Here is a 15,197-nt window from a genome sequence, read left to right as displayed (position 1 = left end):
TGCAGTGTTCCGTCTGCACTTGTTCTTTAAAGGAGCCGCATGTCCCCGGTGGAAATCACCCCGGAGTTTAATCCGCTCAGGTCGCCTTCCGACTATCGCTTGAATCGCATCGCCGGGCCCTCTAGCCTCGTGATCTTCGGCGTCACTGGTGACCTCGCGCGCAAGAAACTCATGCCCGCGGTTTACGACCTCGCCAATCGCGGCCTATTACCGCCCGGCTTCGCACTGGTCGGCTTCGCCCGCCGCGACTGGGACAATCAAGACTTTATGCAAATCGTGCATGATTCCGTCAAGGAATACGCTCGCACCGAATTTCACGAGGACGTCTGGGCTCAGCTGGCCGAAGGTATTCGCTTCGTCTCCGGCACTTTTGACGACGACGAGTCCTTCGTCCGGTTGACCCAGACTATTGATGACCTCGACCGGGAGCGCGGAACCATGGGCAACCACGCGTTCTACCTCGCCATTCCGCCAAAGGCATTCCCACAAGTGACCGAGCAGTTACGTCGCTCGGGACTGGCCGAGCAAAAGAACGGCCAGTGGCGACGTGTCGTCATTGAGAAGCCGTTCGGGAGCGACCTGAAAACGGCTCGTGAGCTGAATGACGTTGTCGAATCGGTCTTTCCGCCCGACTCCGTTTTTCGTATCGACCACTACCTGGGTAAGGAGACGGTGCAAAACATTTTGGCACTGCGCTTCGCCAACCAGATGTTCGAACCGCTGTGGAACGCCAACCACGTCGAACACGTGCAAATCACCATGGCCGAAGACATCGGTGTTGGTGGCCGTGCTGGCTACTACGACGGTATCGGCGCCGCTCGCGACGTCATTCAGAACCATCTTCTGCAGTTGCTCGCGCTGACGGCAATGGAGGAGCCCATCTCCTTCGACGCTGCCTCTCTTCGAACCGAGAAGGAAAAAGTACTCGCCTCGGTGCGGTTGCCCGATGACCTCGGCCTGGGCACAGCGCGCGGCCAGTACGCCGGCGGATGGCAGGGCGGCGAGCGGGTAACTGGTTTTCTTGATGAAGATGGCATGGACCCAGAGTCGGTTACCGAGACCTACGCCGCTATGCGATTAACGATTGACACCCGGCGCTGGGCTGGAGTGCCGTTCTATCTGCGCGCTGGCAAACGTCTCGGTCGCCGTGTCACCGAAATTGCCGTTGTCTTCAAACGGGCCCCGCAGTACCTGTTTGCCCCCGGTCAGACGGCCGAACTAGGCCACAACGCGCTGGTTATCCGGGTTCAGCCCGACGAGGGTGTCACCATTCGTTTCGGCTCCAAGGTTCCTGGAGATGTCATGCAGGTGCGCGACGTAACTATGGACTTCGGTTACGGCCACGCCTTCACGGAGGCAAGCCCCGAAGCCTATGAACGACTCATTCTTGACGTACTTCTCGGCGACCCGCCGTTGTTCCCCCGGCACGAAGAGGTCGAGCTGTCCTGGAAGATTCTGGATCCGGTGGAAGAATACTGGGCGACCCAGGGTCAGCCTGAGCAGTACCGCCCCGGCACCTGGGGACCAACATCCGCTGATGAACTATTGGCCCGCGACGGCCGTACCTGGAGGCGACCATGATCGTCGATCTGCCCAATACAAGCACCGCCAAGATCTCCAAGGCGCTCGTGCGCATTCGAGAGGAGGGCGGTGCAGTCGCCCTCGGCCGCGTGCTGACCCTGATCATCGCGTCCACCCTCGGGCACGAAGAGGAGGCCATTGAGGCCGCGAATGATGCGTCGAGAGAACACCCGATGCGCGTCATTGTTGTCTCGACCCAGGATCCATCCGAGGGTCCCGCGAAGCTCGACGCGCGCGTCGACGCTGAAATTCGGGTTGGCGGCGACGCCGGCGCGAGTGAGGTCATTGTGCTGCGCGTCTACGGCGACGCTGCGGATGATCCGGAGAGCCTGGTCACCGGCCTGCTGCTGTCAGATGCTCCAGTGGTGGCCTGGTGGCCCGGTACGGCGCCGGCTGTCCCTGCTGACTCTCCGCTTGGTCGGATTGCTTATCGGCGCATTACGGATGCTTCCACCCAGCCCGACCCGCAGGCGGCATTGCACCAGCTGTCCAGTAGCTATCGCCCTGGCGACACGGACTTCGCCTGGACACGACTGACGATTTGGCGGGCCCAGCTCGCCGCTGTGCTGGACCAGCCGCCGTACGAGCCGGTCATCGGTATTCAGGTCAACGGTGCTGCTGCTTCACCGTCAACGACTTTGCTCGCCGCCTGGCTGCAGATGCAGCTGCAGGTACCCGTGCAGTGCGAGCTGACCGCGGGGCCGCAGACCAACCACGTACACGGTGTACGCCTTACGCGAGCCTCGGGAACGATTTCCCTGGAACGCGAGACACCGGACATTGCCACGCTCAGCCAGCCGGGGCAGCCCACGCAGGATCTGACGCTCAAGCGTCGCAGCCTGCGCGACTGTCTGGCAGACGAACTGCGCAGACTCGATCCTGATGAGCTGTATGGTGAGGTAATCACGCGCGGCCTGCCGCAACTTGATGACGTGGTGGCCCAACGAACCGGAGCGTGACTGTGACAGTGACCAACGAACGACGCGTACTGGTGCATCAGAATAAGAAGGCACTTGCGGGGTCGGTTGCTGCCCGGTTTCTGACGAACATGGTTGATGTTCTGCAGGAGCAAGATGAAGCGAACGTGGTGCTGACCGGTGGTTCGGTCGGGATCGCCGTGTTGGTGGCCATCAATGAATCAGCGGCACGCGACAGCATCGATTGGACCAGGGTCAATTTTTGGTGGGGTGACGAACGCTGGGTGCCCCGTGGCGACCCGGAACGCAATGAGGTACAGGCGCGCGAAGCGCTCCTCGACCACATTGACGTACCGCAACGGAACATTCACGCGTTCGGTGCATCTGATGACCCGAGCGACGAGACCGACGCGCTGACAGCCGCGGCGGAGCAGTACACGGCAGAACTACTCGCGCATGCCCCTGCGGGTGCTCAATACCCCCGTTTCGACGTAACGTTCCTCGGAGTCGGCCCCGACGGACATATCGCGTCGCTGTTTCCGCACGGGTCCGGCATTCGCGAGAGTGCGGCTAGTGTGATCGCAGTGCGCGACTCCCCCAAGCCACCGGCCGGCCGGTTGTCGCTCACCCGCCCCGTGCTGAATTCGTCAGACCGTGTCTGGTTGGTTCTGGCTGGCTCAGACAAGGCATCGGCCCTCGGGCTCGCTCTGGCCGGGGCTAGCCGTGACGAGGTCCCCGCTGCCGGAATCAAGGGACGCTATCGCACGATGTTCTTCGTTGACAGCGACGCGGCCGCGCAGGTTCCGGAAAGCCTCATTACTTCTGCGTACTAGTGGCAGCATCCGCTTAGCTCGTGCCCGTGATCGGGCGTAACGAGTGACAAAAAGTACCGGCTTTCGATTTCTTGAGAGCCGGTATTTTTTTACAACAGATGAGGTTGCGAGCTTGATCAGTTGGTCGGTGACAGCTTGCCACGGCGAACGCGCAACTGGTTGAGCGCTTCTTCAAGAAGCGACTCTGCTTCTTCTTCGGTGCGACGCTCCTTCACGTAGGCCAGGTGCGTCTTGTAGGGCTCCAGCTTCACAACCGACGGAGGATTCTCCTTGTCGCGACCTGCCGGCAGCCCGGACGACGGGCAGTCGATGGTCACGGGGATCTCTTCGTCGGGAAGGCTCGCGGCAAAGTACCGAACGGTCTCATTGCCCAGCGCGTCCCAGTAGGAGACCTTGATGCGGTCCGCATGAAAACCGCGGTCCTGCTCGCCCATGGGGCCCGCGCCTACACGCGAGCCACGAATTGCGCTACCGCCTGATGCCATCTTGTTCCTCCATTGCCTGGTGTCCATTGCCTGGTACAAATGTACTGTCACAAATACGTACGGCAGTACGTGCTGCGACTACTGCTGTGATTGCTTATGCCGCCGCATGTGGTCGTACCGCTACATCAAGGGTAACTCTCACCGGAGCGAAAAGTCAGGCCCCGGTGTCAAACTTAGTGATCAACCCGAGAACGACGATGCAGGAGATCCACAACAGTCCCAGAATGACGGTGATGCGATTAAGGTTACGTTCGGCAACCCCCGAAGCGCCGAGGTTGGAAGTCACACCGCCGCCGAACATATCGGACAGCCCACCACCCCGGCCCTTGTGCAACAGAATGAGCATGGTGAGCAGGAGACTCGTAATTCCGACGAGTACCTGCATGACGACCTGGAGAATCTCCACACGAAACCTTTCACAAACACGGTTGGCGCAACTCTGGCGCCCAGACCATCGTAATTATACCCTGCACACACGAGCGAGGCAGTTGCCGATGGGCAACCGCCTCGCTCGTCGAAGTCAGGTTCGCGCCGGTTTAGAGACCGACGTGCTTCTGATACCGGATGATGCTGGAGAACTCTGGAATATCCAGACTCGCGCCACCGACGAGGGCCCCGTCAACGTTGGGCTCACGCATGAACGCGGCAATGTTGCCGCTTTTGACCGATCCGCCATAGAGAATGCGCGTCTTGTCGGCCACGTCCTGCCCGAGGGTTTCGGTGAGAACACCACGCAGGGCTGCAGCTACCTGTTCGGCCTGCTCCGGCGTGGCCGCCTGGCCGGAGCCAATGGCCCAAACCGGTTCGTACGCGACCACGATATCGGCTGCGTTGGTGACACCAGCAAGGGCGGCACGCAGCTGGGCGACGGGAACAGCGCTCGGACCGTGTACAGCCAGGTCGTCAGCACTCTCACCGACGCAGATGAGCGGCACCAGGTTGTGCTTTAACGCTGCTGCCACCTTCGCGGCGACCTGCTCATCGGACTCGTTGTGCAGGGTACGTCGTTCGGAGTGACCGATGATGACGTACTGGCACTCCAACTGGGCCAGGAACGCACCCGAGATCTCACCGGTGTAGGCGCCGGAATCGTGCGCGGAGAGGTCTTGTGCACCAAAGGCCAGCGGCAGCTTGTCGGCCGAGACCAGGGTCTGCACGCTGCGCAGGTCGGTGAACGGCGGAAACACTGCCACTTCTACTGCGGTGAAGTCGTGGTCGGCGTCCTTGAGATTCCACGCGAGCTTCTGCACGAAGGCGATGGTCTGGAGGTGATCCAGGTTCATCTTCCAGTTACCCGCAATCAGCGGTGTGCGCCGAGGGTTGATGTTCACTGCCATCCGAGGACCTCCAGTCCTGGTAGACGTTTGCCCTCGAGAAATTCGAGGCTTGCGCCACCGCCGGTTGAAATGTGACCGAATTGGTCATCGTTGAATCCGAGAATGCGCACGGCCGCGGCTGAATCGCCACCGCCGACCACGCTGAGGCCGGTTACCTCGGTTAGTGCTGATGCGACCGTGCGGGTGCCTTCCGCAAACGGTGCCAGTTCGAAGACGCCCATAGGGCCGTTCCAGAACACGGTGTTCGACGCCCGAATAGTCTCCGCGAACGCTTTTGCGGTGTCCGGTCCGATGTCGAGTCCGAGTCCGGCCGCGCCGAACGGCGTATTCTCGATGCTGTCAGCCGGCGTGATCACGTGCTCGGCATCTGCACCAAACTTCGAGGCTACAACGACGTCGGTGGGGAGCACGATCTTGACGCCGAGGCGGTCCGCCTCAGCCAGGTAGCCGCGTACCGTCTCGATCTGATCGCTTTCCAGCAAGCTTGCGCCAACCTTGTGTCCTTGGGCGGCCAGAAAAGTGAAAAGCATGCCTCCACCGATCAGAAGCGAATTCACACGGGGTAGCAAGTGGCCGATGACGCCGAGCTTGTCGCTCACCTTGGAACCGCCGAGGATGACGGTATACGGCGCCTCCGGCTTTTCGGTGAGGCGATCCAGCACGTCGAGCTCGGCTGCGATAAGCAGGCCGGCCGCGCTCGGCAGGAGCGATGCGAGATCGAACACGCTGGCCTGCTTGCGGTGAACCACGCCGAAGCCGTCGGAGACGAGTGCGTCCCCGAGGCCGGCGAGCTGCTGGGCGAACGCGAGGCGGTCGGCATCCACTTTGCTGGTCTCGCCGGCGTTGAAGCGCAGGTTTTCTAAGACGACGATTTCGCCGTTGTGCAGTGCTGCGACTGCCGCAGTAGCGGAGGGGCCAACGGTGTCGGTGGCGAAGGCGATCGGAAGATTCACCAGTTCGCTGAGTCGAGTCGCCACCGCCTTGAGGCTGAACTGTGAGTCAACGGCTCCGTCAGGGCGCCCGAGGTGAGAAACAATCACCACACGGGCGCCCTGTGCGACGAGGGCGTTCAGAGTGGGCAGTGACGCCCGCACTCGTCCGTCGTCGGTGATCTGCCCGTTTTTCAGCGGAACATTCAGGTCGAAGCGGACAATTACCCGCTTCCCGGTGAGCGGGCCGAGCGAGTCAATCGTGCGTAACGTCACCGCGCGGCCGTTAGAGTTTCTCGGCGACGAACTCGGTGAGGTCGACGAGGCGGTTGGAGTAGCCCCACTCGTTGTCGTACCAGGAAGCAATCTTCACCTGGTCACCGATCACCTTGGTGAGGCCGGAATCAAAGATCGAGGAGTGCGGGTCGCCGACGATGTCGCTCGAGACGATCGGGTCCTCGGTGTAGCTGAGAATGCCCTTGAGCGGGCCCTCTGCTGCGGCCTTGAATGCAGCGTTCACTTCTTCCACGGTGACCGGGCGTGATGCCGTCACGGTGAGGTCGGTGATTGAACCGGTTGGAACCGGAACGCGCAGTGCGTAACCGTCGAGCTTGCCTACCATCTCCGGGATGACCAGGCCGAGCGCCTTGGCGGCGCCGGTGGATGCCGGGATGATGTTCAACGCTGCTGCGCGGGCACGGCGGAGGTCGGCGTGCGGGCCGTCCTGCAGGTTCTGGTCTGCGGTGTAGGCGTGGATCGTGGTCATGAGGCCACGCTCGATGCCGAAGTTGTCGAGGAACACCTTGACGAGCGGCGCGAGGCAGTTCGTGGTGCAGGACGCGTTCGAGATGATGTTGTGGATCGCGGAGTCATAGGTGTTTTCGTTCACACCGAGCACAAGCGTGGCCACATCGGCGCCGGTTGCCGGAGCGGAAACGATGACCTTCTTGGCGCCGGCTTCGATGTGCTTTTGCGCGTCGACGGACTTGGTGAAACGTCCCGTGGACTCGATGACGATCTCGACGCCCAGAGCGGCCCAGGGCAGGTTGGCCGGGTCGCGCTCGGCGAGAACCTTGATGGGCTTACCGTTGACGACGATGCTGTCACCGTCGACCTCGACAGTTGCGTTCAGTCGGCCAGCGACGGAGTCGTACTTGAGCAGGTGAGCGAGCGACGCGGGGTCGCTGAGGTCGTTGACGGCGACGATTTCGATGTCGCTGCCCTTCGCGAGGGCTGCGCGAAAATAGTTACGGCCAATACGGCCGAATCCGTTGATGCCGATCTTTACGGACACAAAAAACTCCTGTTAGAAAAGGGCGCTGTAAGGCGCGATGACAAATATGCGGGTGTGCAGCAGCGAGCGGTGCCCCGCCCGTGCACGGAAACGCAGGGGCGGGGCACCGACAGGCTATGAGAGTAGCAGCAACCCGTTAGTCTTCTCGCGTGCCACAGTGAAGCGCTCCTGAACGTTCGCCCAGTTGGCGATGTTCCAGAATGCCTTCACGTAGTCGGCACGCACGTTGCGGTAGTCGAGGTAGTAAGCGTGCTCCCAAACATCGAGCATGAGTACCGGAACGGTACCAGCTGCGAAGTTGGACTGCTGATCGAAGAACTGCTGGATGATTAGTCGTGCACCGATCGAGTCCCAGGCCAGGACAGCCCAGCCGGAACCCTGCACGCCTAGCGCGGCAGCGGTGAAGTGTGCTTGGAACTTGTCGAATGAGCCGAAGTTGTCATCGATCGCAGCTGCGAGCTCGCCGACAGGCTTGTCTCCGCCGTTCGGGGAGAGGTTGGTCCAGAAGATGGAGTGGTTGACATGGCCGCCGAGGTTGAAGGCGAGGTCCTTCTCCAGTTTGTTCACGTTGGCAAGGCTCCCGCTGTCGCGGGCCTCAGCGAGCTGGGCGAGCGCGGTGTTCGCGCCGGTAACGTACGCCTGGTGGTGCTTGCCATGGTGAAGTTCCATGATGGTGCCGCTAATGCTGGGCTCGAGGGCCGAGTAGTCATAGTCAAGGGTGGGCAGGGTATATTCAGCCATTACTTATCTCCTCTTCGATGGTGTCACCACAACGGACGCGGTGGCGATGTGAGCACATTCCAGTCTACCTGCGGGGTTCCCGCGTACAGAATCGACGGACTCAGGCGTCATCCGGGTGCACCGGGTACGGTACATCGGTCCCCTCGACGCCAAGTTCGACCGCTTTTTTGTCTGCCATGGCGAGGAGGCGGCGGATCCTGCCGGCGACGGCATCCTTGGTCATGGGCGGGTCGGCATGGTGGCCGAGCTCGTCGAGGCTGGAATCGCGAAAGTTGAGGCGTAGGTCGCCGGCATAGCGGAGGTGTTTGGGGATATCCTCGCCGAGAATGTCCATGGCTCGCTGCACCCGCGCGCAGGCCGCGACGGCGGCCTCGGCCGACCGGCGCAGGTTGGCGTCGTCGAAGTTGACCAGGCGGTTGGCGGTGGCGCGTACTTCCCGGCGCTGGCGGAGCGTCTCCCAGTTGAGCACGGTATTGGCGGCACCCATGTGTACGAGCATTGCTCCGATGGCGTCGCCATCCCGGATGACGACCCGGTGAACCCCGCGCACCTCGCGCGCCTTGGCGGCGACGCCGAGGCGTCCGGCCGCTCCAACCAGTGCCATGGCCGCTTCGTTGCCGGGGCAGACGACCTCGAGGGCCGCCGATCGACCCGGATCGGTCAGTGTGCCGTTGGCCAGGAATGCTCCACGCCAAACTGCGCAAATTTCTTCCTTGGACCCGGTGGTGAGTCGGTTCGGCAGGCCGCGAATCGGTCGGCGGCGAGCATCCAGCAGACCGGTCTGGCGCGCCAGGGTCTCGCCACCCTCGATGACCTGAACGAGGTAGTGGCTCGACTGACGCAGGCCTGTAGCGGCGATGACTTGCAGGGCGCTCCGCACCCCGTAGAGCTCGGCGAGGTCCTTGCGCACCCGACGCGCCAGGATGGCGGTGTCGAGCTCGGATTCGATCGCGATGCGGCTGCTGATCATGTGCAATCCTCCGGAGAACCGGAGAATAGTGGCCAGTTCGGCCGCGCGCACGGTGGTCTTGGGGACCTCCACGCGCGAAAGTTCATCTTTAACGTCGGCGGTGAGTGCCAATCGCTTTTCCATTCTGTTGATCAGTTGCGTTGGGTCTGAATAGTGAAGGCGGGAAGAACGCGGTAAAACAGCGGATGCTATACGCGGCCGCTTCTATTCGCGTCCGAGGTCGCGGTCCTTGATATTGATCGCGACTCCCGGAAGTTTTTCGAGTCGGGCGGCAAGTTCTCGTGCCATGGCGACGGAGCGATGTTTGCCTCCAGTGCAGCCAATGCCGATGGTCGCATGACGCTTGTTTTCGCGCTGATAGCCGGCTAGAACCGGCGCCATTGCGGCCGCATAGTGATCGATGAATTCGAGGGCACCAGTTTGGGCAAGTACAAAGTCTCTCACCTCCGGGTCGACACCGGTGTGCGCGCGCAGCTCTGGAATCCAAAACGGATTGGGCAGAAAACGAGCATCGACGACCAAATCAACATCCGTCGGCAACCCGTATTTGAATCCAAAACTCATAATGGTCAACTGCACGCCCGCGGTGCCCTCGGCGGCGAACCGCTCGGTGATGGTCGTCGCGAGCTGGTGAACGTTGAGGTCTGAGGTGTCAATGACCAGGTCACTCGACTCGCGCACTGCCAGTAACCGGGAACGCTCGGCGGCAATACCGTCGAGCAGAGTGCCATCACCCTGCAGCGGATGCGGGCGGCGCACGGATTCAAACCGGCGCACGAGGGCATCGTCGCGGGCTTCGAGGAATATCACCTGCACCGTGGTTCCGCTACGCAGCTGTTGCACGGTTTCGAGAAAATCGCCAAACAGGTCTCGGCCGCGAATATCGACAACGGCAGCGATCTTGGGCAGGTTGGTTCCGGCTCGTTCCACCAGATCCACCAGCGGCCGAAGCATCTGGGGCGGAAGATTGTCGACCACGTACCAGGCGAGGTCCTCGAGGGCATTGGCGACGGTAGAGCGACCCGCCCCGGACATTCCCGTGACGATCAGCACTTCCTGCTTGTCGGGGTCCGTAGTCATACGTTGAAAGCCCCTTAATAAGAAGTTGGTGGTCTATCAAGCCTACCCAGCGCTGGGAGGTTGCGGTTTCGTTCGAGCATTTAGACGATCACGCGCGCAGGTGGGCGTAGATCGATTCGGCCAGCACCGGCCCGATACCGCGGACATCCGCTATTTCCGACGCCGAAGCAATCTTGAGCCGTGCTACCGACCCGAAATGCTGCAGCAGAACCTTAACGCGGGCCGGGCCGAGCCCGGCAATTTCTCCCAAAACCGACGAGATGTCCTTCTTGCGCCGGATTCGCTGGTGGGTGATGGCGAACCGGTGCGCCTCGTCGCGAATGCGCTGGATCAGAAACAGCGCGTCACTGTTGCGGGGCAAAATGACTGGATAGTCGGAGTCGGGCAGCCAGATTTCCTCGAGTCGTTTAGCGATTCCACAGAGTTGAATACCGGTGACGCCCGATTCGGCGAGGGCACGCTTGGCCGCAGCTACCTGCGGTTGGCCGCCGTCAACGATGAGCAGGTTTGGCTGATATTTGAACTTGGCACGCTTCTGTTCACCCGACACGGCGTCGATAGGGTTGGTGTCGATGTCGGCGTCGGATGTCGCATCCGCTGCCCCGGAATCGGGTTTCAGGTAGGCGAGCCGTCGCGTGAGAATCTGGTAAATCGAGTCGGTATCGTCGGTCGTGACCGGAATGTTAAAGCGGCGGTATTCATCTTTGCGGGGCAGGCCGTCTTCGAAGACCACCATGGATGCGACAACGTTGGTGCCGCTGAGGTGGGACACGTCGTAGCATTCCATCCGCAGCGGGGCGGCTGGCATCTCGAGCGCCTCCTGGATGTCTTCGAGCGCCTGGGACCGTGCAACAAAGTCGGAGCTTCGCCGGGTCTTGTAGAGCATCAGCGCCTGCTTGGCGTTATTGGTAGCCGTCACGAGCAAGGCTGCCTTTTCACCGCGCTGGGCCGCTACGAGGCGCACCCTGCGCCCGGCGACGTCGGCGAGCCAGGTTTGAAGGGCCTCGGCATCATCGGGGAGCTCGGGCAGCACGATCTCACGTGGCGGTTTGGAATCGTTGTTGTAGGCCGTTTGCATCATGGAGTCGATGAGTTCACTCATCGTGACGTCGAGCTCCTTGTCGACCATCCAGCCACGCACACCACGGATGCGACCGCCTCGCACGATGAACAGCTGCACGGCCGCAGCGAGTTCGTCTTGCTCGATGGCGAACAGGTCAATGTCGACGTTATCGCGCAGCACGACCGCGCTTTTCTCGAGCACCGCGTTGAGCGCACGCACCTGATCGCGCCGTTTGCCCGCGATTTCGTACTGCTGCGCGGCCGCTGCGTCCTTCATCTCCTGGGTGAGTACGTTGATGAGCTTCTTATCGTGGCTGCCCATGAAACTGACAAACTCGTTGACAACCTTGCGGTGCTCTTCCATCGAGACCAGACCGGAGCACGGTCCGAAGCAGCGTCCGATTTGGCCGGCAAAACACGGTTTGCCGCTCTGCATCGCGCGCTTGTAATTAGCGTTATTGCAGGTGCGGATGGGAAAAGCCTTGAGCATGAGTTCAATGGTTTCGTGCACGGCCCACACCTTGGGATACGGCCCGAAATAGCGAGCGCCCTTGATTCCCTCTGTGCGAGTCACGAGCGCCCGCGGCGCTTCGTCGGCGAGGGTTACGGCGAGGTACGGGTAGGACTTGTCGTCCTTGAACTGCACATTGAAGGGCGGATCGAACTCGTTGATCCACATCCATTCGAGCTGCAGGGCCTCGACCTCTGTACCAACAACCGTCCACTCCACTCCGGCTGCGCTGGTCACCATGCGCCGGGTACGCTCGTGCAGGCTGTGCAGCGGTGCGAAGTAGTTGCTCAGTCGGGCTCGCAGGTTCTTGGCCTTGCCGACATAGAGGATGCGCCCGGTCGCGTCCCGAAACCGGTACACGCCGGGGGTCGTGGGAATCTCGCCCGTTTTTGGGCGATAGCTTAGGGCATCAGACATGGTTGTCCGGTCGCCTAGCCGGCAGCCAGGACCTCCTTCAGGAAGGAACCGGTGAAGCTTTTCTTGACCGTGGCAAGGTGCTCTGGCGTTCCGGTCGCGAGCACCTTGCCGCCGCCGGAGCCGCCCTCTGGCCCGAGGTCGATCACCCAGTCGGCGGACTTGATGACGTCGAGGTTGTGCTCGATCACGATGACGGTGTTGCCCTTGTCGACCAGACTGTTGAGCACGAGCAGCAACTTGCGCACGTCTTCAAAGTGCAGGCCGGTGGTGGGCTCGTCGAGCACATACACGCTGCGACCGTTGGAACGTCGCTGCAGCTCCGTGGCAAGCTTCACCCGCTGGGCCTCGCCGCCGGACAGGGTCGTAGCGCTCTGGCCGAGGCGAACATAGCCGAGGCCGACCTCAACGAGCGTCTTCAAAAACCGATGGATCGACGAGATCGGCTCGAAGAAATCGGCCGCTTCACTGATCGGCATGTTGAGCACTTCGGCGATGTTCTTGCCCTTGTAGTGCACGGTGAGGGTGTCGCGGTTGTACCGGTCTCCCCCGCAGACCTCGCAGGCCACGTACACGTCGGGCAGAAAGTTCATCTCGATCTTGATCGTGCCATCACCGGAGCACGCTTCGCAGCGTCCACCCTTGACGTTGAAGCTGAATCGACCGGGAAGATAGCCGCGAGTCTTGGACTCGATGGTTTCGGAGAACAGAATACGGATCTTATCGAACACCCCGGTGTACGTAGCCGGGTTGGAGCGCGGAGTGCGCCCAATCGGCGCCTGATCAACGTGGATAACCTTGTCGAGTTGCTCGAGGCCGGTCACTCGGGTGTGCTTGCCAGGCAGCTTACGGGCGCCATTGAGCCGGTTGGCGAGCACCCGATAGAGAATGTCGTTGACCAGTGACGATTTGCCGGAGCCGCTGACCCCGGTGACGGCCGTGAACGTGCCCAGCGGGAAGGTCACCGATACCTTCTGCAGGTTGTTCGCCTCGGCACCGGTGACGCCGATCAAACGCTCAGGATCGACCTTGCGGCGGGTCTTTGGGGTGGCGATGGACTTACGCCCGGCCAGATAATCGCCGGTCAGGGAGTTGGTATTGGCCAGCAGCTCTTGATAGGAGCCGGAGTGCACGACGTGCCCGCCGTTGACGCCGGCACCGGGGCCGATATCGACGATCCAGTCGGCGGTCTTAATGGTGTCTTCGTCGTGTTCAACCACGATGAGCGTGTTGCCGAGGTCACGCAGGGTGACCAGCGTCTCAATCAGGCGGCGATTGTCGCGCTGGTGCAGCCCGATGCTCGGTTCGTCGAGCACGTAGAGTACCCCGGTCAGTCCGGAACCAATCTGAGTCGCCAAGCGGATGCGCTGCGCCTCACCGCCCGACAGTGTCGCCGCGGCGCGCGCGAGGTTGAGGTAGTTCAGGCCGACCCGAATGAGGAAGTCGAGCCGCGCCCGAATCTCGCGCAGTACCTGGGCCGCGATGGCTGCCTCGCGATCGGTCAGGGTCAGCGTGTCCATGAACTCGCGGGCGTCGCTCAAGCTGAGCGCGCAGACATCCGCAATGCTGGCGTCGTGCACGAGCACGGCGAGCACCTCGGGCTTGAGCCGGGTGCCACCGCACTCTTGGCAGTTGACCTCGCGCAGGTATTCAGACCAGCGCTGGCGTTGAGTGTCACTCTCGGCCTGCAGGTACTGACGCTCGATGTAGGGCACGACACCCTCAAAGCCCGAGGTGTAGCTCATTTCACGGCCATAGCGGTTCTTCCACTTGACCCTCACCTCGAAGTTGTCACCGCGCATGACAGCGTTTTGTACCTCACTGCTCAGCTGACTCCAGGGGGTGTCGAGCGAGAAGTCGAGGTCGCGGGCCAGACCGTCGAGCAGCTTCTCGTAGTACTGAAACAGGCCCTTGCCCTGGGTGGTCCAGGGCAGCACGACGCCCTCAGCGATGCTCAGATCCGGGTCGCCGAGCAGCAGGTCTTCGTCAACGGACATGCGGGTACCGAGGCCTGAACACACGGGACAGGCACCGAAAGGAGCGTTGAACGAAAAGGTGCGCGGTTCGATCTCGGTCAACTGCACCGGATGGTTGTTGGGGCAGGACAGCTTCTCGGAGTAACTCTGCCAGGCTTTATCGCCTTCTTCATCGAGAAAGTTGATCTGCACGACGCCGTCGGTAAGCTTGAGGGCCGTCTCGAGGGAATCGGTGAGACGGGACAGCAGTTCGGGACCAGCCACCAGCCGGTCGACGATCACGGAGATGTCGTGCTTCTGCTGCTTTTTTAGCGTTGGCGGTTCGCTCAGCTGAATTTGAGCGCCATCGACGATCGCGCGGGAATACCCACCGCCGGCGAGTTCCTGGAAGAGGTCGACGAACTCGCCCTTCTTCTGCGAGACGACCGGGCTGACCACCTGATAACGGATGCCCGCCGTCAGTTCCATCAGCTGATCGGCGATCTGCTGCACGGTCTGCGACTGGATGATCTCGCCGCAGATGGCGCAGTGTGGCACCCCGATGCGGGCCCAGAGCAGCCGCATGTAGTCGTAGATTTCGGTGATGGTGCCGACCGTGGAGCGCGGGTTGCGGTTGGTCGACTTCTGGTCGATGGAGACCGCGGGGCTGAGGCCCTCGATGAAGTCGACGTCTGGACGGTCGACCTGGCCGAGAAACTGCCGGGCATAGGCCGAGAGTGACTCGACATAGCGGCGCTGGCCTTCGGCAAAAATGGTGTCAAAGGCGAGCGACGATTTGCCCGAGCCGGAAAGCCCGGTGAAGACCACGAGCGAGTCTCGGGGAATCTCCAGATCTACGTTGTGGAGGTTGTGCACGCGGGCCCCGCGCACACTGAGTTTCGGACCGTTTTCTACCTTCGTAATCGACACCTATCGAGTCTATGCAACGCCGCTGACAGTCTCGTACAGGTAAGGCGCCGCGCGGGGCATCCGCTCTCGTGGCACTCGTTGGGGATGGCGGCACCGGTTGCAACGAGTGCTGCGAGCTCAAACGAGTGCCGCGACGCTCAGGGTCGGCGGAGGTACCC

At 61.7% G+C, this 15,197-nt stretch carries 13 protein-coding genes; 3 read left to right on the top strand and 10 right to left on the bottom strand.

Translation table 11 applies throughout. The annotated features are described in order from the left end of the window. Positions 1-39: 39 nt before the first annotated feature. From zwf to pgl, 3 genes are read left to right on the top strand one after another with little or no spacing between them, the layout of a single operon-like run. Positions 40-1,581 carry a glucose-6-phosphate dehydrogenase gene (gene zwf, locus CXY75_RS09805; protein ID WP_104082640.1) on the top strand — a complete coding sequence of 514 codons (1,542 nt, stop codon included), beginning with the start codon at positions 40-42 and terminating at the stop codon, positions 1,579-1,581. Continuing rightward, positions 1,578-2,540, top strand: coding sequence for a glucose-6-phosphate dehydrogenase assembly protein OpcA (locus CXY75_RS09800; RefSeq protein ID WP_104082639.1), 963 nt, complete (start codon positions 1,578-1,580; stop codon positions 2,538-2,540). The genes zwf and CXY75_RS09800 overlap by 4 nt, the downstream gene beginning before the upstream one ends. A gap of 8 nt (positions 2,541-2,548) precedes the next feature. Then, complete coding sequence (gene pgl / locus CXY75_RS09795) at positions 2,549-3,331, top strand: 6-phosphogluconolactonase (protein ID WP_104082638.1); 783 nt, start codon at positions 2,549-2,551, stop codon at positions 3,329-3,331. Between the two features lie 116 nt (positions 3,332-3,447). On the opposite strand, the gene CXY75_RS09790 is transcribed toward pgl, so the two are convergent. The 10 genes from CXY75_RS09790 to uvrA all read right to left on the bottom strand — a co-directional run bounded on the left by CXY75_RS09790 (position 3,448) and on the right by uvrA (position 15,039). After that, positions 3,448-3,816: an RNA polymerase-binding protein RbpA gene (locus CXY75_RS09790; RefSeq protein ID WP_092107849.1), complete on the bottom strand. Its 369-nt coding sequence runs from the start codon at positions 3,814-3,816 to the stop codon at positions 3,448-3,450. A 154-nt stretch (positions 3,817-3,970) separates the two neighbouring features. Beyond that, positions 3,971-4,222, bottom strand: coding sequence for a preprotein translocase subunit SecG (secG, locus tag CXY75_RS09785; protein ID WP_092340102.1), 252 nt, complete (start codon positions 4,220-4,222; stop codon positions 3,971-3,973). A 130-nt stretch (positions 4,223-4,352) separates the two neighbouring features. Continuing rightward, complete coding sequence (tpiA, locus tag CXY75_RS09780) at positions 4,353-5,153, bottom strand: triose-phosphate isomerase (protein ID WP_104082637.1); 801 nt, start codon at positions 5,151-5,153, stop codon at positions 4,353-4,355. Then, positions 5,144-6,358, bottom strand: coding sequence for a phosphoglycerate kinase (gene pgk / locus CXY75_RS09775; protein WP_104082636.1), 1,215 nt, complete (start codon positions 6,356-6,358; stop codon positions 5,144-5,146). Before pgk ends, tpiA begins: the two co-directional genes overlap by 10 nt. 10 nt (positions 6,359-6,368) lie before the next feature. Continuing rightward, positions 6,369-7,376 (bottom strand): type I glyceraldehyde-3-phosphate dehydrogenase, encoded by a 1,008-nt coding sequence (gap, locus tag CXY75_RS09770; RefSeq protein WP_104082635.1) that lies wholly within the window; start codon positions 7,374-7,376, stop codon positions 6,369-6,371. Positions 7,377-7,490: 114 nt separating this feature from the next. Then, positions 7,491-8,117 (bottom strand): superoxide dismutase, encoded by a 627-nt coding sequence (locus tag CXY75_RS09765; protein WP_104082634.1) that lies wholly within the window; start codon positions 8,115-8,117, stop codon positions 7,491-7,493. Between the two features lie 100 nt (positions 8,118-8,217). Further along, positions 8,218-9,198, bottom strand: coding sequence for a DNA-binding protein WhiA (gene whiA / locus CXY75_RS09760; protein WP_104082633.1), 981 nt, complete (start codon positions 9,196-9,198; stop codon positions 8,218-8,220). A gap of 93 nt (positions 9,199-9,291) precedes the next feature. Further along, positions 9,292-10,167, bottom strand: a complete 876-nt coding sequence (gene rapZ / locus CXY75_RS09755) for an RNase adapter RapZ (RefSeq protein ID WP_104082632.1) — start codon at positions 10,165-10,167, stop codon at positions 9,292-9,294. An 88-nt stretch (positions 10,168-10,255) separates the two neighbouring features. Beyond that, positions 10,256-12,157, bottom strand: a complete 1,902-nt coding sequence (uvrC, locus tag CXY75_RS09750) for an excinuclease ABC subunit UvrC (RefSeq protein ID WP_104082631.1) — start codon at positions 12,155-12,157, stop codon at positions 10,256-10,258. A gap of 14 nt (positions 12,158-12,171) precedes the next feature. Beyond that, positions 12,172-15,039, bottom strand: coding sequence for an excinuclease ABC subunit UvrA (gene uvrA / locus CXY75_RS09745; RefSeq protein WP_104082630.1), 2,868 nt, complete (start codon positions 15,037-15,039; stop codon positions 12,172-12,174). Positions 15,040-15,197 lie beyond the last annotated feature (158 nt).

Source organism: Cryobacterium sp. Y11 (assembly GCF_002929535.1).
Taxonomy (GTDB): domain Bacteria; phylum Actinomycetota; class Actinomycetes; order Actinomycetales; family Microbacteriaceae; genus Cryobacterium.
The sequence above is the reverse complement of the archived record's forward strand: the minus strand, read 5'-3'. Positions and strand labels throughout refer to the sequence as shown.